Below are 20,927 nucleotides of genomic sequence, written 5' to 3'. Positions count from 1 at the left end.
GGGCTTGGTCACAACCTTGACCGACCACAGACCTCTCTCAGGTGTACGCGAGTACCCTTTCCAGCGATGTCTACCAGTGAACTTCCCATTGAGACCCGGCGCCTCGTCGGCTGGTCGCGCACCACGCCGGTCACCGGCCACGTGCTGTCCACCCCCGACGTCGAGGTGATCGCCAAGGCCGTCGCGCAGGTTGCCGACGCCGATGCCGACAAGCCGTCGTACCTCCGGCGCGGCGTCATCGCACGCGGTCTGGGCCGCTCCTACAACGAGTCGGCGCAGAACACCGGCGGTCTGACCGTCGACATGACGCCGCTGCACCGCATCCACGACATCGACGTCGACACTGCAGTCGTCGACGTCGACGGTGGGGTGAGCCTCGATGAGCTGATGCAGGCCGCACTGCCGTTCGGCCTGTGGGTCCCGGTGCTGCCGGGCACCCGTCAGGTCACCATCGGCGGCGCCATCGCCCACGACATCCACGGCAAGAACCACCACAGCCAGGGCAGCTTCGGCAACCACGTCCTCGAGATGGACCTCCTCGTCGCCGACGGCCGCATCCTCACCCTACGACCGGACGGCTCCCCCGACGACGAGGACGGTTCGCTGTTCTGGGCGACGGTCGCCGGCATCGGCCTGACCGGCATCATCCTGCGCGCGAAGATCCAGATGAAGCGCACCGAGAGCGCGTACTTCATCGCCGACACCGCGCAAACCCACAACCTGCAGGAGACCATTGACCTGCACCTGGCCGACGGTTTCGAAGACGGCTACGAGTACGCGTCGGGCTGGTTCGACACGATCAGCGCGCCGCCGAAGCTCGGCCGCGGCACGTTCAGCCGCGGCAACCTGGCCAAGCTCGACGAACTGCCGGAGAAGTACCGCAAGGATCCGCTGAGCTTCAACAACAAGCCGCTGATCACCTTCCCCGACGTCTTCCCGCGCGGGTTGGCCAACAAGCTCAGCTTCTCCGCGGTGGGCGAGGCGTACTACCGGATCGGGCCGCCCAGCGAGGGCAAGGTCAAGAATTTGGCGCAGTTCTACCACATGCTCGACGTGTTCGGGGATTGGAACAACGCGTACGGCCGCGGCGGCGGATTCGCCCAGTACCAGTTCATCGTCCCGACCGGGAACGAGCCGGAGTTCATCCGCCTCATCGAGCACATCCAGGCCTCCGGGCACGTCAGCTTCCTCAACGTCATCAAACTGTTCGGCGACGGCAACCGCGCGCCGCTGAGCTTCCCGTTCAAGGGCTGGAACGTCTGCCTGGACTTCCCTGTCAAGCGCGGCCTCGCCGAGTTCCTCAACGACCTCGACCGCCGCGTGATGGCCATGGGCGGGCGGCTCTACACCGCCAAGGACTCGCGCACCTCCGCGCAGAGCTTCCACGCCATGTACCCGCGGATCGACGAATGGCGCGCCACCCGTCGGGCCATCGACCCGACCGGCGTCTTCATGTCCGACATGGGCCGCCGCCTCGATCTCGCCTGACACCTGCTCGCACGTACTGAAGGAACCACCATGATCAACGCCGTCGGCGCCCCGCAGTCCATCCTGGTTCTCGGGGGCAGCTCCGAGATCGGCCTGGCCATCACCGCCGAGTACCTCAAGCTGGGCCCGGCGCGCGTCGTGCTCGCCTGCGTCCCCGGTGACGACGCTGCCGACGCCGCTGTCGCCTCCATGAAGGACGCCGGTGCCACCGACGTCACCGTCATCGACTTCGACGCGTTGGCCACCGACACCCACCCCGGCGTCATCGACACCGCTTTCGCCGACGGCGACATCGACGTCGCGATCGTCGCCTTCGGCATTCAGGGCGACGACGAGCAGGCCTGGCAGGACCAGCGCCTGGCCGTGCTGGAGGCACAGATCAACTACGTCGCGGCCGTCTCCGTCGGCGTCCTGCTCGGCGAGAAAATGCGCGCCCAGGGCCACGGCCAGATCATCGCGATGAGTTCGGTCGCCGGCGAGCGTGTACGCCGCTCCAACTTCGTGTACGGCTCCACGAAGGCCGGCCTCGACGGCTTCTACCTCGGCCTGGGCGAGGCCCTGCGCGAGTTCGGCCCCCGGGTGCTGGTCATCCGACCCGGCCAGGTCCGCACTCGACTCTCGGCACATGTGAAGGAAGCCCCGCTCACCGTCGACAAGGAAGACGTCGCCGCGCTGGCCGTCGCCGCGGCAGGCAAGGGCAAAGAGATCGTCTGGGCGCCCGGTCCGTTCCGCGTCATCATGATGGTGCTGCGCCACATCCCTCGCCCGGTGTTCCGCAAGCTGCCGATCTGACCCGCACCATCGGCTACCGATCCCCACAACCCCTACGGAAGCAACCGTAGGGGTTGTTGGTTCCGGTAGCCGTTGTGCTGATCGGATAGATTCGGCAACCGTGAGTACTTCAATCCGCGCCGCGCTGCGCCTCGTTGCGGCGACGGCTATCGGCGCGATCGTGGCCTGGATCGGTCTGACCGCGATCGCGACGGTGGACTGGCCGGCCTACAACGCGTCCAACGTCTTGCGCGCGGTGACGACGGTGGGGCAGGTCGGTGCCATCGCGGTCCTGCTCGTCGCGGTGCTGCTCTACCGCTGGCGGCCCACGGGCGCCGGGAGCGCTAGCGAGCGGGCCCAATCAAAGCTGTCGAGCCGCCTTCTCGTCGACGCGATCTCCGCCGTCGGGATGGCCGGTCTCGTGACGGTGACCCTGGGGGTGCCGTTGGCGGCGACAAAGCTGTATCTGTTCGGCCTCTCGGTCGACCAGCAGTTCCGCGTCGAGTACCTGACCCGCCTGACGTCGTCGCCGCGGCTGGCCGACATGACCTACTTCGACCTGCCGCCGTTCTACCCCGCGGGCTGGTTCTGGTTGGGCGGGCGCTACGCCAACCTCGTCGGCCTGGCCGGCTGGGAGGCCTACAAGCCGTGGTCGGTCATCTCGATCGCGGCGGCCGCCGCCCTGGCGACCGTGCTCTGGAACCGGATGATCGGCGCCGACCGCGGCGTCGCCGTCTCGCTCGCGGTGACGCTGACGGTCCTCGCCTACGCCTCGCCCGAGCCCTACGCCGCCGTGCTGATCCTGCTGGGCGTCGCCCTGCTCCCGACGATCCTGCATGCGCTGCGCGGGCCGAAGACTCCCGTCGACGAGGTCGGACTGCGGTCGACGCCGTGGCCGGCGGTCGTAGTGGCCGGCGTGTTCCTGGGTGCCTGCGCCACCTTCTACACCCTCTACGCCGGGGTGTTCGCCGGCATCGCCTGCCTGCTGGCGCTGTGGCTGCTTGTCAGCGCGTGGCTGCAGACGGGGAACAAGACCGTCCCGACGGCGCGTACCCGCCGCCTGCGACTACGACTACTCGGCGTCTACGCCGCACGCCTGGGTGTCATGGGCGTGATCGCCGGCGCGGTCGCACTGATCACCTGGGGGCCCTACCTGCATGCCCGCGCGCAGAACCGGCCGGCCAGCGGCGGCACCTACGAGCACTACCTACCTGAAGCCGGCTCCCAACTGCCGTTCCCGATGCTGCGCGCGACGATCTTCGGCCTACTCGCCGCGATCGGCTTCATCTGGATCCTGTGGCGGTTCCGTGAGCGCAGTATCGCGCTCGCCCTGGGTACCGCCGTCGTGGCGGTCTACCTGGTGTCACTGCTCTCGATGGCCATGACCGCGACCGGGTCGACACTGCTGGCCTTTCGTCTCGAGCCGATGCTCGCGGCAGTCCTGAGTGCCGCCGGCGTCCTCGGCGTCGCAGCCGCCGCGTCGTGGGTGGTCGGCAAGCTCGGTGACGTGCGATTCGTCATCGGCGCCGTCGCGACGATTCTCGCCGTCGCCACCGCGCAGCACGTCCCGTCGATGCTGGCCGGTGACATCAACATCGCCTACGCCGACACCGACGGCAACGGGCAGCGCGCCGACAAGCGCCCGGCCGGCGCCCAGGCCTACTACCCCAAGATCGCGGCGGCGATCGCCGAGCAGACCGGTAAGCCGGCCACCGACGTGGTCCTCCTGACGGCAGACTTCGACTTCCTCTCGATCTACCCGTACTGGGGCTTCCAGGGCCTGACGTCGCACTACGCCAACCCGCTGGCCGAGTTCGACAAGCGGGCCGCGGCCATCGAGAAGTGGTCGAAGGCGACGACGCCCGCGGAGATGGTCGCGAACCTGGACGCGTCGCCGTGGCGGGCGCCCGACGTATTCCTGTTCCGCTACAGCCCCGACGGCTACACCTTGAAACTGGCGCGCGACGTCTACCCGAACGACCCGAACGTCAGTCGCTACACCGTCACCTTCCCGGCATCGGCCTTCGCAGGTCCGCAATTCAAGGTCACCGAGATCGGGCCGTTCGTCCTCGTCGTGCGCAACTGACCGCCAGCCCCATGCCGTTTCGTCTACCCATCACCGACTGAGGGAGGATTGGCGAAACGGCGCAGGAATGACCCGTGTCAGTCCTCGGTCGACGGGGAGAGGTGGTCGGCGAGGAAGCGCACCGCGTACTCGTAGCCGTTGACGCCGAGCCCGACGATGACGCCGACGGCGAGCGGCGAGATGTAGGAGTGGTGCCGGAACTCTTCGCGCTGGTGGACGTTGCTGATGTGGACCTCGATGACCGGCACCTCGGGGATCCGCAACGCGTCGGCCAGGGCGATCGACGTGTGCGTCCAGGCGCCGGCGTTGATGATGATGCCGCTGACCTGGCCACGGGCCTCGTGCAGCCAGTCGATCATCTCGCCCTCGCTGTTGGTCTGCGCCGCGCGCAGGCCGAAACCGAGTTCGGCGGCGAGGCGCTCGCAGTCGCGGACGACCTCGGCGAGGGTCGTCGAGCCGTAGATCTCCGGCTCGCGCAACCCCAAGGTGTTCAGGTTGGGGCCATTGAGCAACAACAGCGGCAACGGTTCGTTCTCGGCCATGACCCCAGCCTAATCACCACCACCGCATGCAGGCCGTTGATGCGACACATGGCCGGGGCGGCCCGACCACCGACTAGCATTGCCCTTTGTGCCAGTGCAGACCCTCCGACGAGCCCGCATCGCGGCCATCGTCACCGGCCTTCTGGGCTTTCTGCTGGCGCTAGCCGCGCCGTTGATGCCGGTCAACCAGGCGACCGCCGAGATCTCCTGGCCGCAGCAGGGCACGCTCCGCAGCGTCAACTCCCCGCTCATCGCCTACGTGCCGATCGACCTCACCATGTCGATCCCCTGTTCGGCGGTGACCCATCTGCCCGACGACGGTTCGGTCCTGCTCTCGACCGTGCCGAAGCAGGCGCCGCCCGCGCCCGAGCGCGGCTTGTTCGTCCAGCGAAGCGCCGACAAGACGAGCGTCCAGGTCACCGTTCGCAACATCCCGGTTGCTTCCGCGCCCCTGTCTGACGTCACCGGTCCGCACTGCCGCTCCATCGACGTCACCGCGACCGCCGAGGCGGTCACCGCCACTTTCACCGGCCTGCGCGACGGCGCTGGCGCGCCGGTCACCGGCACCACCGCCGGTCGCGACGACGAGCACCTGGGTGCCGACCAGCGCCCACAGCTCACCGGCTTCTTCACCGATCTGTCCGGGCCCGCATCGACGGTGCGGGGCCTGAGCGCCCACGCCACCCCCGACACCCGGTACAGCACACCGCCGACGCTACTCAAGCGCGCCGTGCTGATCGTCGGGATCCTCGCCACCCTCGCGTCGCTCATCGCACTGGCGATCCTCGACGGCAGCGACGGGCGCGGCCACCGCCGCATCCTCCCGGCTCGCTGGTGGCACCTCAAGGTGCGCGACTACATCGTGCTGGGCATGTTGGTGGTCTGGCACTTCGTCGGTCCGAACACCTCCGACGACGGCTATCTCCTCACCATGGCGCGGGTCGGACAGGCCGGCGAGTACACCGCCAACTACTTCCGCTGGTTCGGGGCGCCGGAGGCCCCATTCGGCTGGTATTACTCCGTCTTCGGCTGGTTGGCGCAGGTCAACCTGTCCAGCCCGTGGTTACGACTCCCCGCGCTGCTGTGCGGCATCGCGGTGTGGCTGATCCTGAGCCACGAGGTTCTCCCCCGCCTCGGTCGCGCCGCGGCCCGTCCCATCGTCGGGGCCACCGCGGCGGCGGCATTCCTCGCGATGTGGTTCCCCTTCGACAACGGGTTGCGCCCTGAGCCGATCATCTGTCTGGGCGCACTGCTCACCTGGTGCTCGGTGGAGCGCGCGATTGCCACCGGGCGCATCCTGCCCGCCGCGATCGCCTGCATGATCGGCGCACTGAGCCTGGCGGCCGGGCCGACCGGCCTGCTCGCCGTCGCCGCACTCATCGCCGGGGCCCGGCCGATGATCCTCGCCATCATCAAGCGCGCCAAAGACATCGACAGCCAGCTCAACATCGACGACGGGCGAGGGACCGCCTCCAGTTCCAGCAGCCGGTGGGGCAGCGTGGCCACCTACGTCGCCCTCTTGGCCCCCGTCGTCGCGGCCGGCACGTTCGTCGTCTTCATCGTCTTCTCCAACCTCACACTGCGCGCCTTCATGGACGCCAGCACGATGAAGACCGCGCTGGGTCCGTCGCTGCACTGGTACAACGAGATCGACCGCTACTCGTCGCTGTTCGAGTTCTCCGCCAACGGCTCCATCTCCCGACGCTTCGCAGTGCTCATCCTGCTGCTGTCGCTGGCGGTCTCCGCCGCCATGCTGCTGCGCAAGGGGCGAATCCCCGGGACGGCGAGCGGCCCCACGGCCCGCATCGTCGGCATCGTGTTCGGCTCGCTGCTGTTCCTGATGTTCACGCCCACCAAGTGGACCCACCACTTCGGCGTGTTCGCCGGCCTGGGGGCCGCGCTGGCGGCGATCACCGCCATCGCCGTCGGTCACCAGTCGATGCACTCGCGGCGCAACCGGACGATCTTCGCCGCCCTGACCCTCTTCATCGCCGGAATGGCGTTCACGGCACCCAACTCGTACTTCTACTCCTCGGCATGGGGCATGCCGTGGGGCACCGAACAGGTCACCTTCGGCTTCCGGATCGCGTCGGTCCTCCTGGCCGCCGCACTCGCGCTGCTGGCCCTGGCCCTGTATTTCCACCTGCGCGAGCCCTTCACCGGCACCGACCCCCATGCCGACGAATTCGTCGACGACTCCTCGGACGATTCCGTGCCCGCCAATCGAGCGCGCCGGTTGGGATCGGCCCTGGTATCCGAGCCGCTCGTGTTCATCGTTGCCGCGGTCGTGCTGTTCCAGGTGGCGACAGCGATCATGGCCGGCGTCCGCCAGTCGAACTCGTACTCGGTGCCGCGCTCCAACCTCGAGGCGCTCGCCGGCATCGAGTGCGGGATGGCGGAGAAGATCTGGACCGAGACAGACCCGTCACGATTCCAACTGTCCCCGGTGGACCGTTCCCTTAGCCCCGGCCAGGCCCTCGCCGGACCGCCCGCGCCGCCTCGAACCGACCCGGCTGCGGCGCCGACGGACGGCTTCACCCCCAACGGCGTACCGACGGGGATGGTCACCAATGCCGCCCAGGGATCGCTGGGCGTCCTCGCCGACACCGCCAACGCCGACCCCGGCGTCCTGGCGGCCAACAGTGGCGGCACCTCCGGCGGCTACCGCGCAGTACCGGGGATCAACGGCAGCCACGCTCGGCTCCCGTTCTTCCTCGACCCGGCGCGCACGCCGGTCCTGGGCAGCTATTCCGAGGACGCGCAGACTCCGGCACGGCTGCGCTCGGCGTGGTACGCGCTGCCCGCCGGATTCCGTCAGAACCCGCTCATCACGTTCTCCGCGGCCGGATGGTTCGAGCGTCCCGACCTCGTCCTCGAGTATTCGACGACCCGCGTCGACGCCCAGACGCGCGACGGCGCACTCGGCGTCGCCGGGTCCATCCCCCTCATCGATCCCGGTCCGCGACCCTCGTGGCGCAATGTGCGGCTCAATACCGACGCGCTGCCCGCAGACACCACCGCGATCCGGATCGTCGCGCGCGACGACAACCTGGCCGCCGACCGCTACATCGTCGTCACACCGCCGCGGTTGCCGCAGTTGCAGACCCTGCAGCAGGTGGTCGGCAAGTCCGACCCCGTGCAGGTCGATTGGACCTCGGGGCTGGTGTTCCCGTGTCAGCGTCCGTTCGGCCACCGCTACGGCGTCGCGGAGATCCCGGATTGGCGCATCCGGCCCGGTGCGGACCTCGCTGCCGCGGTGTCGACGTGGCAGAGCGCCAGCGGCGGCGGTCCCCTCGGCTGGCTCGAGGTGTCCCAGGAGCCGGAGACGGTCGCGACGTATCTGAAGGGCGATATCGGACGGGACTGGGGTGCGCTCGAGCGGTACCACCCATTCGCGCCGAACAGTATCGCGCCCGCAGAGCTCATCACCGGCACCCGCGTCCGTAGCGGACTGTGGCGGCCCACCCCGATCTGGCACTGACCCCGCACCCCTCGGGTTGGGTGGCGATGGGTTTTTCCTCAGGCGCGTCGCCTAACATGAGAATTCGTGTCTGTGTCTTCCACGCAATCGGGGGCGATCGCGCCCGAGCCCGCCGATGCCCGCGCTGATCAGCGCAATCAGGTGAAGCGGTTGCGGCTTCTCGCCATCGTCGCCGGCCTTGTCGGAATCGTGGCGTGCGCATTGACGCCACTGCTGCCGGTGAAGGCCGTGCAGGCATCGTTCACCTGGCCGCAGGGCCAGACCCTGACGACCTCCTCGTCGGTGACCGCGCCCCTCATCGCACAGACCGCCCGATCACTGCACATCACCATCCCGTGCGCCGTGCTCGCCGGACTGCCGTCGGAGACCTCGACAGTCCTGACGACGGTTCCGGGGGGCGGGAACCGCGGGCTGACGGTGAAGGCCGGCGACACCGTCACCGTGTTGAGCCGCAACAGCCTGTTGGCCAGCGCGCCGCGAGCCGGTCTGGCTGGCTGCTCGGTGCTGCGCATCCACTCCGGATCGGCCGGTCCGAGCGCCCAATTCGTGGGACTCGGCCCCGCGGTCCAGGCGGCGCCGGAAGCCCAGCCGCAGATCGACGGCATCTTCTCGTCGCTGCCCCCGGCCGCCATCGAGCAGGCTGGCCACCAGGGCCTCACGGCGCGCATCGACATCGACAACCGCTACCAATCGTCTCCGACGCTGATCAAGCGACTGGTCAGCATCGTGGGCCTGCTCGCGATCATCGCAGCCCTCGGCGCATTGGCACTCTTGGACCGCCGCTCGGCCACCGTGCGCGCCGCACACGAGGAAGCCGTCACCGACGGCGAGTTGCACCACCGCACCGGTTTCCTCGCCTCGCTGCGGCCCCGACTGTCCGACCTGGCCGTCACCGCCGCACTGCTGGTCTGGGCGCTGCTCGGCGCGGGCGGGCCCGACGACGGCTACATCCTCAGCATGGGCCGTGTCGCGGGCGAGGCCGGCTACCTGCCGAACTACTACCGCTTCTTCGGCATCGCCGAGGCGCCGTTCAGCTGGTACTACGAATTCCTCGCGCACTGGTCGTCGGTCTCCACGTCGATGCTGTGGATGCACCTGCCCAGCCTCGCCTGCGGTCTGCTGTCCTGGTACATCCTGAGCCGGGTCCTGCTCCCGCGGCTTGGCACCGCCGTGTCCCACGGGTGGCCGGTATGGGCGGCCGCATCGGTGTTCACCGCCTTCTGGATGCCGTTCGGCAGCGGCCTGCGCAGTGAGTCGGTCATAGTCCTCGGTTCGCTGCTGACGTGGTGGGCGATCGAGTCCGCGATCACCTCCAAGCGCCTTCTGCCCGTCGGACTGGCCGTCGTCGCCGCCGGATTCACCTTCGCCGCCGCGCCCCACGGTGTCATCGGGATCGCCATCCTCCTCGTCGGCGCCCGCGCGGTGTTGGCCATCGGGGTGGCCCGCAGCCGCGAGATCGGCACGGCGGCCATCCTCGCGCCGTTGGGGGCCGCCGCGCTGGCCGTGCTGCTCGTCGTCTTCGCCGACCAAACGCTCGCGACCGTCGCCGAGGCGATGAAGATCCGCTACCAGGTCGGGCCCAATCTGCCGTGGTTCCAGGAGTACCTGCGCTACTACTTCCTCACCGTCACCACCCCCGACGCCTCGCTGGCGCGCCGCGTCCCGGTGCTGCTGCTCTTTGCGGCCGCGTTCATCACCGTCGCCGTCCTGCTGCGCCGCGGCCACATCGATGGCGTCCGCAACGGTCCGGCGTGGCGCGCGGTCGGCGCCATCGGCGTGACGATGGTGCTGATGGTCTTCACCCCGACCAAGTGGACCATCCAGTTCGGCATCTACAGCGGGCTCGCGGCGGCGGTCGCCGCGACCGCCACACTCGCGGTCGCCCAGTCGGCCGCGCGGTCCACCCGCAACCTGACCGTCTTCGTGTCCGGGCTGATGTTCGCGCTGGCCGCCGCGACGGCGGGAAAGAACGCCTGGCCGTACTTCTACGACGTCGGGATCGCATGGTTCGACCGTGCGCCGGTCCTCATGGGCATTCCGATGTCGACGATCTTCCTGATCCTCGCCGTCGTCACCGGCGTCCTCGCGGCGTGGCAGCACCTGCGTCTGGACTACGTCCACAACAAGGGTCTCGAGCACCATGATGCCGATGCCGCCGGGACCGGGACGGTCGCGGCCGAGGCGAAGCGTCACGAGGAGTTCGCGAATCGGATGCGTCTGACGATCGCCGGGTCCCCGATCGCGATCATCGCCGGCGGGATCGTCATCCTCGAACTGGCCCTGTTCGCCAAAGCAGCGGTGACGCGCTACCCGGTGGCCACGGCATTGTCGACCAACGTGGGCACCCTGCGCGGACAGCCGTGCGCCCTGGCCGACAAGGTCCTGGTCGAACCCGACGCCAACGCCGGGATGCTAGTGCCCGCATCGGGCCGCACCGCGTCGGAGGCACTGGCCGGCGAGGACCCGGTCGGCTTCACCCCCGAAGGCATTACGACCAACCTCTCCGCGGAGATGGGCAGTTCGCGGCCCGGCCAGGCCCACGTGGCCGGCTCCTCGTCGAAACCGTTCGCCGTCATGGGCACGTGGGAATCCGGCACCACCGGCGGCCGAGGTCCCCGCACGGTGAACGGGTCCACCGCCGCGCTGCCCTACGGTTTGAAGCCGGCCACGACGCCGGTGCTGGGCAGCTTCGGGTTCAACGGTGAGGCACGACTGACGACCGATTGGTACCGACTGCCGGCGCGCAACTCCTCGCCGCTGCTGGTGGTGACCGCAGCCGGTGCGATCTCCACGACCGACGCCTTCGGTGCGACGGTGTTCGGCCAGTCGCTGCGGTTCCAGTTCGGCAAGCGGGGGCCAGCTGGCCAATTCGAACCGATGGGTCCCGGTGCCATCCCGATCGATCCGGGCCCGGTCATCCCGAACCGGCCGTGGCGCAACTTGCGCCTCCCGATGTCGGCGGCACCCCCCGGGGCCGACGTGGTCCGGTTGATCGCGCTGGACAACAACCTCGGCGCGGCGCAGTTCATCATGCTGACACCGCCGCGCGCGCCGCAGGTCGTCAGCCTGCAGCACCTCGTCGGGTCGACCGCGCCCACGTTGATCGACTTCATGGTCGCCGCGCACTTCCCGTGCCAGCGGCCGATGGGGGTCCGCTACGGCGTCGCCGAGATCCCGCAATGGCGGATCCTGCCCGACTACGCCATGGCATTGAGCCAATCACGCACCTGGATGAACACCGCTGGCGGCGGCCTCCTGGCCATCAGCGACGCGATGACGACGTCGACGGCGGTCCCCAGCTACCTCGACGGCGATTGGCACCGCGGCTGGGGCGCACTCGAGCGCCTCGACCCGCGTGAACCGCAGGCGCGCCCGGCAGTGGTGACGACGGATATTCGTAGGCAGTGGGGCTGGTCGCGAACCGGGTCCATCCGGTTGGAGCCGAGCAAGGAATGAGTGGCGCAAGAATGACCGTCCTGACGGCGAACAACTACCGCGGCGCCAAGATCCTCGCGGCCGTGGCGGGCCTGCTGGGCACGCTGCTGGCGATCGCGATGCCGATCCTGCCGGTCGAGCGGTCGACCGCGAAGATCGTATGGCCGGAGAACAACACGCTCTCCTCCGTGGTGGCGCCATTGGTGTCCTACGTGGCCACCGACATGTCGGTGGCCGTGCCGTGTTCGACAGCGGCGCAGCTGCCCGAGTCGGGTGGCGTACTGCTGTCCACGCTGCCCGCCGAGGGAGTGGCCGCGACCGCACGCGGCCTGTTCGTCAACGTCACTAACGACGCCCTGCAGGTCATCGACCGCAACGTCGTGATCCTCAGCGCCCCGCGCGCCGCCGCGCAGGCCGCCCCGGCCTGCCGCGTCGTCTTCACCGGCAACGCCGACGGTGTGCGCGCGGCCATCGAAGGACTCGACGGACACCAGCTCAAGGGTGCCTTGCTGCAGTACCACACCGACGACCACGAGATGCGCCCGCAGATCGTCGGCGTGTACTCGGACCTGCGCGGTCCGGCACCTGCCGGAATGTCGTTCACCGCCGACATCGACACCCGCTACGTCACCAGCCCCACCCGGTTGAAGACGCTGCTGATGATCGTCGGCATGGTGATGACGCTGCTGTCGCTGCTCGCCCTGGGGATCCTGGACTCGCGCGACGGTATGCGCCACCGCCGGTTCCTTCCCGCGGGCTGGTGGAAGCTGACGTGGCTCGACGGCGCGGTCACCGCCATCCTGCTGCTCTGGTGGTTCGGCGGCGCCAACACCTCCGACGACGGCTACAACATGACCGTTGGGCGCGTCGCCAGCGGCGCCGGGTACGCCGACAACTACTTCCGCTACTTCGGTGTGCCCCAGGATCCGTTCGGCTGGCACTTCCAGGTCATCTCGTGGATGACGCAGGTCAGCGTTGCGGCGTGGTGGATGCGCCTGCCCGCGCTGCTGCTCGGACTGCTGGGCTGGTGGCTCATCAGCCGCGAGGTGATCCCGCGCCTGGGCCGTGCAGTCCGCACCAGCACACCCGCGATGTGGGCCGGTGCTTTCGTGTTCCTGGCCATCTGGCTGCCCTATAACAACGGCATCCGGCCGGAACCGGCCGAGGCCGTCGGCGCCCTGCTGACGTGGTGCTGCGTCGAGCGTGCGATCGCCACCCGCCGCCTGCTGCCGTACGCCGTCGCCGCCGTCACCGCCGCGATGACGCTGGCCCTGGCACCCGGCGGACTGATGGCCGCGGCTGCGCTCCTGGCCGGCCTGCGTCCCATTGTGAAGACCCTCGTGACCCGGCACAAGCGCGACGGCTGGCTGCCGCTGCTGGCCCCCATCCTCGCCGCGGGTACGTCGGTGCTGTTCATGATCTTCGCCGACCAGTCGGTGATGCCGCTGGTCACCGGCAACAAGGTGGCCTCCGACGTCGGCCCGACCCTCGAATGGTGGCAGGAGCCGATCCGCTACTACTACCTGATCCTGCAGACCGGCGACGGCACCCTCTCGCGCCGCATCGGGATCCTGCTGATGCTGCTGTCACTGTTCTACGTGATGTTCCGCCTGCTGCGCGGCCGCCACCCCAACGGTGTCGCGCGCGCGCCGATCTGGCGCCTGATCGCGGTCATGCTCGGCACGATGTTCTTCATCGCGTTCACCCCGACGAAGTGGACCCACCACTTCGGCGTCTACGCGGGCATCGCCGGCGGCCTAGCCGCTGCCGCGGGCGCAATGATGGCCCCCGCGCTGCTGGCGTCGCGCCGCAACCGCGCATTCGCCGCGTCGGCCGTCTTCTTCGTAACCGCCATGGCCTTCGCTGGCATCAACATGTGGTGGTTCGTCGGCAACTACGGCGTCCCGTGGCGCGACCGCCCGGTGGCGATCGCCGGGATCAACCTCAGTTGGATCATTCTGGCGCTGGCCGTGGCCACTGCTCTCCTCGGGCTCTTCTACCACTTCCGCGACGACTACGTCGACGAGAAGACGCGCACCGGGCCCGTGCTGGGCGGACCGTTCCGGTTCGCCCCACTGCCGACGGTCGCGGCGCTGGTGGTGCTGTTCATGGTCGCGAGCCTGGCCAAGGGCGCCTGGGTACAGCGCGACAGTTGGTCGTGGACCAAGTCGAACTATCGGGCCATGACCGGCAACGAGTGCGCACTGGCCAACGATGTGCTGGTCGCCGCGGACCCGACGAAGGGCATTCTCCTGCCCGCCGCGGTCGGAGGACGGCCCGCGGCTCCCGTCGCCGACGGACTGGGCGCCGGACCGGGCTTCTCGCCCAACGGCGTACCGGAGAACATCATGTCGTCGTCGAAGACCACCGACGGCGGGGAACTGCCCTCGCAGGAGAACCCAGGTGCATCGGCGAATGAGTCGGCGGCCGGCGGCACGTGGGGCGGGCGCGGCCCGCGCGGAGTCAACGGATCGACGCAGCTGCTGCCGTTCGGCCTGAACCCCGCGCACACGCCGGTGCTCGGCTCCTACGGGGCCACCGGTCCGGCCGCATTGACGACCGGGTGGTATCAACTGCCGTTCAACACGTCGCAGCCCGACACCGACCGTCCGCTGGTCACCGTCGCAGTAGCCGGATCGGTCCAGGCCGTCGACATCGACAACGCCGAGAAGAAGGGCCAGTCCGTCCTCCTCGAGTTCGGCCGCCGCCGTGCCGACGGCTCGGTCGTCGCCGTCGGTCGGATGTTCCCGCTCGACGCGGGCGAGGCTCCCGCATGGCGCGACCTGCGCTTCCCGCTGGACAAGGCGCCGCGCGATGCGGACTTCGTGCGCATCGTCGTTGACGACAAGTCGGACGCAACGAAGGAGTGGGTGGCCCTCACTCCGCCGCGCGTGGACCGGTTGCGCACCCTCAACGACGTCGTCGGGCAGACCGACCCGGTGTTTATCGACTGGTTGCCCGGCTTCGTGTTCCCGTGCCAGCGGCCCATCGCGGTGCGCAACGGTGTGCTCGAGGTACCGATGTGGCGCATCATGCCCGAGGCCGACGCGACGCGGCGCAACAGCCAGACGTGGATGGCCGGCAAGGCCGGCGGACCCCTGGGCATCACCGAGGCGCTACTACGGCCGACGCTGATGCCGACGTACCTGCGGAACAACTGGGGTCGCGACTGGGGCGGGCTGCAGCGCTTCACCGAGATCGAGCCGGCACCACCGGCCACCCTGGTGCCGGGCACGACCCGCGAGTCCGGGCTCTGGGACCTGGCGCCGATGCGCTCGACCGGCTACTGAGTCGCCTGTCGGCTGAGGCACTAGTCGGCGTCGAGGACCTCGACGGCCGCGTCGTCCGCATCGTCGTCCTCGTCGCGCAGCGGGTGCTCGATCTCGTCGCGCCACAGCCGCGCGGCGAGGTAGAACACCACCGCGATCGGGACCGGAATCAGACCCGCGACGATGAACGTCGTCTTCAGCCCCAAAGCGCCAGCCACCGGAGCGGCGATAGCCATCGACACCGGTAGCAGCGCAACGGAGACGAAGAAGTCGAGACTGGCGACCCGGCCAAGCAGCGCGGCCGGTACGCGCCGCTGCAACAGCGTGCCCCACAAGACCATCGGGCCGTCGAACAGCACGCCCATGATGAAACCCGCGACAACCACGACCCACACGGCGTTCGCCACACCCATCAGGACCAGCGGGAGACTCGACACGCCCCAGATGGCGAACATGATCGTCAGGTAGCGGCGGGGCATGGGGATCGACGCGAAGGCCAACGAGGTGATCGCCGCCCCGACTCCGTAGGCGGCGAGGACGAGCGCGTGATCGGCGGCGTCACCGCCGACGCGTTCGCGCAACACGAACGGGATCAGCACCTCGATCGGGCCGAGTGTGGCCAACACGAGCACCGTCGAGTACAGCAGCGTCGCCCATAGCCACGGCGTCTTCACCAGGTAGGCGACCCCTTCGCTGATATCGGTGACTATGCCGCGAATCGCGTTGCCCTCCAACGAGTCCCGTTCACGGCGCAGCGGTACCGGATCCATGGCGACGTAGCAGAGGCCGGCAGCGATCGACGCCACTGCGGCGATGACGACCGCATATCCGGGGGCTGTGGCAGCAATGACCCAACCGGCGATCAACGGTCCGACGGCCTGAAACGCGACCGGCCGGAAGAAGCCTTCGATACCGTTGGCGGCCTGCAGGTCCGACTCCGGCAGGATGGCGGGAAGCATCGCAGAGTACGCGGGGTAGTACATGCCGGTCGTGACGCCGGTCAGTACTGCGGCCGCGACGACCTGCCACAACTGGAGGGCGCCGCTCAGCGAAGCGACGGCGACCGCCGCGAAGACCACGGCTTTGGCCGCCTCGAGGGCGATGACGATGCGCCGCTGTGACACCCGGTCCGCAAGGACTCCGCCGCCCAGCGTCGAGACCACCATCCCGACGCCAGCTGCGGCGGTGGCCATCGAGACCTGCGCCTCCGCGCCGCCGATGCCGATGACCTGCCAGACCAGCGTGATGGCCCACACCCCGTCGGCGAACAGGGACAGGATCAGGCCGACGGCGAGCCAGCGGTACTGCCGGAACGCGAACGGCGTCAGGGCGCGCGGCAGCTGCACGGGCTGCTGCGGCATCGTTGTACTCACGGATCGAGCATGCCCCAGGACGGGACGTCCGGCCAACGGATTTCGCCGCCGGACGCCCGGTGACACCCAGCGTGGTCAGCGCAGGGTGTCAGTTCCCGTCGCCATCCCCGTCGTCGGGACCCTGCATGTCGGTCTGTCCCGGCTCCGGCGGGCCCTGGTCCTGCGGACCCCGGAATTCCGTCTGCCCAGGCTCGGGCGGGGCGTCCCGAGGAGAAGGGGTCGGGGGCGCGACGTAACTGCCCAGCGGGCAACGGGCATCCAGCGTGGCCATGCAGTACTGCCGGGTCAGGTTGTTGCCGATGGAACCGTCGGCGCCCCGCGGGCCACCGGCGATCGGGTTACCGTTCACGTCCCACACCCCGATGACGCTGGAATCGCCTCCGTTGGTCCCAGGATCGGTGCCGGCGCCGTGATTAGGGTTCGTGCACACGGTGCCCTGACACTGGACGTAATGCGGGCCGCCCTTCGGGTCCTTCTGCGCATTGGGCCCGACGTAGCTGCCCTTCGGACACGCCGGATCCTGGTTGCGGGCGCAGTACTCCTGCGTCAGGTTGGCGTTCGTCGCGCCATTCGCGCCCACGGGCCCGCCGTTCACCGGGTTGCCGTTAGCGTCCCAGCCGCCGTGCTTGTCGTGGTAGCTCGTGTGATAGCCCACGTAGCTGCCCTTCGGGCACTTCGGGCTCTGGTTGTGCGCGCAGTAGTCACGGCTCAGGTTGTTGCCCGTCGAACCGTCGGCGCCGGCGGGCCCACCATGGACCGGTTTGCCAGCAGCATCCCAGCCGGACGTGCGCTGGTCGCCCTTGGCAGCAATGCTCGACGTCGACGACGAGGAGACCGTCGGCGCTGTCTCCGTCGACGTGCATCCGCCGACGACCAACACGACGCCGAAGAGCGCCGCCGCGAGTCCATAGAGTCTTCTCACCGATACTCCAATCAACGACAAATCAGACGATTCGCCCGACTGGTGTATCAGGCTGTCATATTTACTGTGGCAAAGAATGTCGATTGAGGTAATCCGCCGAAGCGGGCCAGCCTTGATCCCGGTCAACGCCACCAGCGTCGAAGGCAAACCGTGATCGCCTGCTTCACCCTACCGGTCAGTTGACCGATAGAGTACTGGGTCGAGGACTTGTCGTCAGTTGTCGTCGGAGTTGTCGCCCGGACCCTGAAAGTTGTTCTGCCCGGGCTCCGGCGGGCCCTGCTGGTCACTATCACCCTGGTCGCCCTGGTCGTTTTTTTGCGGGTCGGGGTCACCGGCCCCGTGGTTGGGGTTGGTACAGATCGAGCCCTCGCACGGCACATACCCGGGCCCGCCCTTGGGATCCGGGATGGCGTTGGGCCCGACGTAGCTGCCCTTCGGGCAGCCCGGATCCTGGTTGCGCGCACAGTATTCCGCACCCAAGCGGTTGCCCGTCGAGCCGTCTGCACCCGGCGTAGGACTCGCCGATGGCGCCGGCGACACCACCGATGACACAGTCGACGACGCCGGAGCCTTGTCTCCGTCGGAAGAACAACCGAGAACCAGCAGTCCGCTCGCCGCGAGGGCGGCAAGCAACCCGATAGAACGCTTCATCAGACTCCTCCAGTCAGGTTTGGGCGCACCACAACGGGTGGCGAGCCCTCAGACTATCGGTCAGTTGACCGAGAGACTGCCGACTTTGAGGAACTGCCGAAACCTAGACGGGCATCAGGTAGTGCCTGCGGGGAACGTCCTCGATCCGCTTGTCACGCAGCTGCGCTAGTGCCTTGCGCAATTCCAGGCGTGTCGTGGACGGCTCGATCACGGCATCGATGTACCCGCGCTCGGCCGCCAAGTAGGGCGTGGCCATGTTCTCGTTGTAGAAATTGATGAAGTCACGCCGGATCTTATCGGCCGCGGCCGGACCGACCCCCTCGGTCTGCTTGCGGGTCAGCACTGCGGCAGCCGAGTCGGCACCCATGACGGCGATCTTGGCGCTCGGCCAAGCAAAGTTCAGATCAGCACCAAGCTGTTTGCAGCCCATCACCGCGTAAGCACCGCCGTAGGCCTTGCGCAGCACGACGGTGACCTTCGGCACCGTGGCCTCGGTGTAGGCGTACAGAAACTTGCCCGAGCGCCGGATCGTGCCTTTAGCCTCCTCGACGGCACCGGGAAGGATTCCGGGAGTGTCGACCAGGAAGATCAGCGGGATGTTGAAGGCGTTGCAGATGCGGACGAACCGGGTCGCCTTCTCCGATGCATCGGTGTCCAGCGTGCCGGCCATGACGTTGGGCTGGTTCGCGACGATCCCGACGCTGTTGCCGTCGACACGGGCGAAGCCGGTGAGCAGGTTCGGCGCGAAGAGCTCGGCGATCTCGAGGAATGCGCCGTCGTCGAACACTTTCGAAATGACGTCACGCATGTCGTAACCGGCGTTGTCGCTGTCAGGCATGAAGGTGTCCAGCGACAGGTCGGTATCAGTGATCTCAGGCTCCAACCCCGGGTTGACGACCGGGGGCTTCTCGTGAGCAGTCGACGGCATGTAGTCCAGGTACTCGCGCACCCAGTCGAACGCGGCCTTCTCGTCGGGCGCGATGTGGTGAATGTTGCCCCATCGTGCCTGGTTGTGCGCGCTGCCGAGATCCTCCGCAGAAATCTCCTCGCCGGTCGTCGCCTTGATGACGTCGGGCCCGGTGACGAACATGTAACTCTGGTCCTCCACACCCACGAGGATGTCGGTGTTCGCCGGGCCGTAGACCGCGCCTCCGGCACACTTGCCCAAGATGACCGACACCTGCGGTACCAGTCCGGAGACGAGGCGACCCCGCTCGCCCATCTCGGCATACCAGGCCAACGAGACGATCGCGTCCTGGATGCGCGCACCGGCGGAGTCATTGATGCCGACTAGAGGCGCGCCCATCTTGCCGCTCCACTCCATCAGTGCAGCGACCTTACGGCCGAACATCTCGCCGACGGTGCCGCCCATCACCGACTGGTCGTGGCTGAATGCCGCAACCGGACGGCCGTTGACCCGTCCGTGACCGGTGACGACACCGTCCCCGTAACCGGTATCGGTGGCACCGGGCATCTTCGCCAAGGCGCCAATCTCGACGAACGTCCCGGGATCGAAAAGCAGGTTCAGGCGTTCGCGCGGCGAGAGAATGCCCTTGGCCGCCCGCTTGGCGAGCGCTTTCTCACCGGCCGGCTCCTTGGAGGCCTCCAGCTTCTCCCGGAGGTCGGCGAGTTTCTCCGCCGTCGTCTGACTCATTCGAGAAGTCCCTTCACTCGCCGAGGTTAGACATGCGCTTGGTGAGATCCGCGCCGATCTTGCTGATGAAAGGCTCATCGACGATCGACAAGTGATCACCGCCGATGTGGATGATCTCCAGATCGTCGACGACCTCGCTCCATCGACCGTCCTCGTCGATCTCGGCCCACTTGGGCTCCAGTTCGATCGCACCGTCATGCATCCGGTCGGCGCGGTAGAGGACCACCTTGCCGTCGTAGTGCACGGGCTCGATCTGATCGAGGATCCGGTTCTCGATGAACGAGGTTCGCTGATGCTCGATGATGCCACCGGGGATCTTGGTGTTGCTCATCGCCATCATCTCCATGATGATCTGGAACTGTCCCTCGTCGTCCGCCTCCACCAGGCGGTCCATCGGGATCGGCACATCGGCGTCGAGGTCGTAATTGCGGATGGCGAAGTCCTTCCACCGCTCCAGCCGCTCGCGCTTGGACTCCGGCGTCTCGACGAGGTCCTCCTTGGGCCGCACCACGTCGATGAGGCCGATGAACGCGACCTCCTCGCCCGCCTCACGCAGCAGCTGCGCGACGCCATAGGCCAGCGCACCGCCGAACGACCAGCCGACGAGGACGTAAGGTCCGTGCGGTTGCACTTCGCGCAACTTCGGCAGGTACTCGCGGACGCGCTCGTCGATCGGGCCCTCGACGCCGCGGTCGAACCCGATGACGGGCTGATCGTCGGGCAGTCGCTTCAGCAGGGCCTCATAAGCGCTCGTGTTGCCGCCGGCCGGATGGAACATCAGCACAGGGACCGGATCGCCCGCGCTCGTGTCGTAGGACTTCTTGCCGTCCGGGACCAGGCGCAGGTACCGCAGGAAGCCGTCGGTCGCCGCGCCGGCGTCGAGATAGCTGCGGACGTAGTCGGCCATCTCCTCGATGGTCTCCGAATCCAGCACGTCCTCGACATCGACGTCGCCGCCGGTCCGCTCGTTGAGCTTGTCGGTGAGCTTCTGCGCGGTTTCCTCGCTCAGTACCGGCAGCTTGTTGAAGATACCCCCGGCGGATTTGCCGGTGATCGTCGCGTAAACGGCGAAGGTGAGGCGCTCGGCGGCGTCGCGCGGCGGCACATCGGAACCGGCGGCCTCGGCCACCGCGGCCTGACTGGTCAGGTCGAGGGACTTGTCCTGCGCCGGCGCCTTCTTGGTGGGCTCAGTCGACGCGGGATCGGGCTCGCTCGGTGCCGATGTGGGCTCGCTCGGTGTCGCGGCGGGCTCGGT

11 protein-coding genes and 1 pseudogene are annotated in these 20,927 nt (G+C 68.3%); 6 read left to right on the top strand and 6 right to left on the bottom strand.

Going from position 1 to position 20,927, the window contains the following annotated elements:
- The first annotated feature begins 66 nt into the window (after positions 1-66).
- The 3 genes from B4L26_RS13745 to B4L26_RS13735 all read left to right on the top strand — a co-directional run bounded on the left by B4L26_RS13745 (position 67) and on the right by B4L26_RS13735 (position 4,345).
- Positions 67-1,488, top strand: coding sequence for an FAD-binding oxidoreductase (locus B4L26_RS13745; RefSeq protein ID WP_290719531.1), 1,422 nt, complete (start codon positions 67-69; stop codon positions 1,486-1,488).
- 30 nt (positions 1,489-1,518) lie between these two features.
- On the top strand, positions 1,519-2,280 hold the full coding sequence (locus B4L26_RS13740) for a decaprenylphospho-beta-D-erythro-pentofuranosid-2-ulose 2-reductase (RefSeq protein WP_290719529.1): 762 nt from the start codon (positions 1,519-1,521) through the stop codon (positions 2,278-2,280).
- Positions 2,281-2,380: 100 nt separating this feature from the next.
- On the top strand, positions 2,381-4,345 hold the full coding sequence (locus tag B4L26_RS13735) for an arabinofuranosyltransferase (protein WP_290719528.1): 1,965 nt from the start codon (positions 2,381-2,383) through the stop codon (positions 4,343-4,345).
- Positions 4,346-4,422: 77 nt separating this feature from the next.
- Here B4L26_RS13735 and aroQ read toward each other — a convergent pair whose 3' ends face one another.
- Positions 4,423-4,887 (bottom strand): type II 3-dehydroquinate dehydratase, encoded by a 465-nt coding sequence (gene aroQ / locus B4L26_RS13730; protein WP_290719527.1) that lies wholly within the window; start codon positions 4,885-4,887, stop codon positions 4,423-4,425.
- Between the two features lie 88 nt (positions 4,888-4,975).
- Between aroQ and B4L26_RS13725 the strand changes: the two genes are divergently transcribed.
- From B4L26_RS13725 to B4L26_RS13715, 3 genes are all read left to right on the top strand, one after another.
- The gene (locus B4L26_RS13725; RefSeq protein WP_290719524.1) at positions 4,976-8,368 is read left to right on the top strand and encodes an arabinosyltransferase domain-containing protein; all 3,393 of its coding nucleotides are present in this window, start codon (positions 4,976-4,978) and stop codon (positions 8,366-8,368) included.
- 72 nt (positions 8,369-8,440) lie between these two features.
- Positions 8,441-11,824, top strand: a complete 3,384-nt coding sequence (locus tag B4L26_RS13720; protein ID WP_409563350.1) for an arabinosyltransferase domain-containing protein — start codon at positions 8,441-8,443, stop codon at positions 11,822-11,824.
- Positions 11,821-15,093: an arabinosyltransferase domain-containing protein gene (locus B4L26_RS13715; RefSeq protein WP_409563351.1), complete on the top strand. Its 3,273-nt coding sequence runs from the start codon at positions 11,821-11,823 to the stop codon at positions 15,091-15,093. The genes B4L26_RS13720 and B4L26_RS13715 overlap by 4 nt, the downstream gene beginning before the upstream one ends.
- Before the next feature lie 20 nt (positions 15,094-15,113).
- Here B4L26_RS13715 and B4L26_RS13710 read toward each other — a convergent pair whose 3' ends face one another.
- The 5 genes and pseudogenes from B4L26_RS13710 to B4L26_RS13690 form a co-directional block, all read right to left on the bottom strand.
- A complete protein-coding gene (locus B4L26_RS13710) occupies positions 15,114-16,433 on the bottom strand; it encodes an MFS transporter (RefSeq protein WP_290719592.1) in 1,320 nt (439 codons plus the stop codon).
- Positions 16,434-16,533: 100 nt separating this feature from the next.
- Positions 16,534-17,367, bottom strand: a complete 834-nt coding sequence (locus B4L26_RS13705) for a Mesocentin (protein WP_290719517.1) — start codon at positions 17,365-17,367, stop codon at positions 16,534-16,536.
- 213 nt (positions 17,368-17,580) lie between these two features.
- Positions 17,581-17,874: pseudogene (locus tag B4L26_RS19105) on the bottom strand (hypothetical protein); the annotation flags it as partial.
- Positions 17,875-18,121: 247 nt separating this feature from the next.
- The gene (locus tag B4L26_RS13695) at positions 18,122-19,672 is read right to left on the bottom strand and encodes an acyl-CoA carboxylase subunit beta (protein ID WP_290719515.1); all 1,551 of its coding nucleotides are present in this window, start codon (positions 19,670-19,672) and stop codon (positions 18,122-18,124) included.
- A 13-nt stretch (positions 19,673-19,685) separates the two neighbouring features.
- Positions 19,686-20,927 (bottom strand): thioesterase domain-containing protein (locus tag B4L26_RS13690; RefSeq protein ID WP_290719513.1); only part of this gene is annotated, 1,242 nt, incomplete at its 5' end.

This window comes from Gordonia sp. UBA7599 (assembly GCA_002477755.1).
Taxonomy (GTDB): Bacteria; Actinomycetota; Actinomycetes; order Mycobacteriales; family Mycobacteriaceae; genus Gordonia.
The sequence above is the reverse complement of the archived record's forward strand: the minus strand, read 5'-3'. Positions and strand labels throughout refer to the sequence as shown.

Bases quoted from the DNA above. Each gene is read 5' to 3' on its own strand.
- B4L26_RS13695 (WP_290719515.1), bottom strand. From the start codon at position 19,672: ATGAGTCAGACGACGGCGGAGAAACTCGCCGACCTCCGGGAGAAGCTG.
- B4L26_RS13715 (WP_409563351.1), top strand. From the start codon at position 11,821: ATGAGTGGCGCAAGAATGACCGTCCTGACGGCGAACAACTACCGCGGC.
- B4L26_RS13710 (WP_290719592.1), bottom strand. From the start codon at position 16,433: ATGCCGCAGCAGCCCGTGCAGCTGCCGCGCGCCCTGACGCCGTTCGCG.
- aroQ (WP_290719527.1), bottom strand. From the start codon at position 4,887: ATGGCCGAGAACGAACCGTTGCCGCTGTTGTTGCTCAATGGCCCCAAC.
- B4L26_RS13745 (WP_290719531.1), top strand. From the start codon at position 67: ATGTCTACCAGTGAACTTCCCATTGAGACCCGGCGCCTCGTCGGCTGG.
- B4L26_RS13740 (WP_290719529.1), top strand. From the start codon at position 1,519: ATGATCAACGCCGTCGGCGCCCCGCAGTCCATCCTGGTTCTCGGGGGC.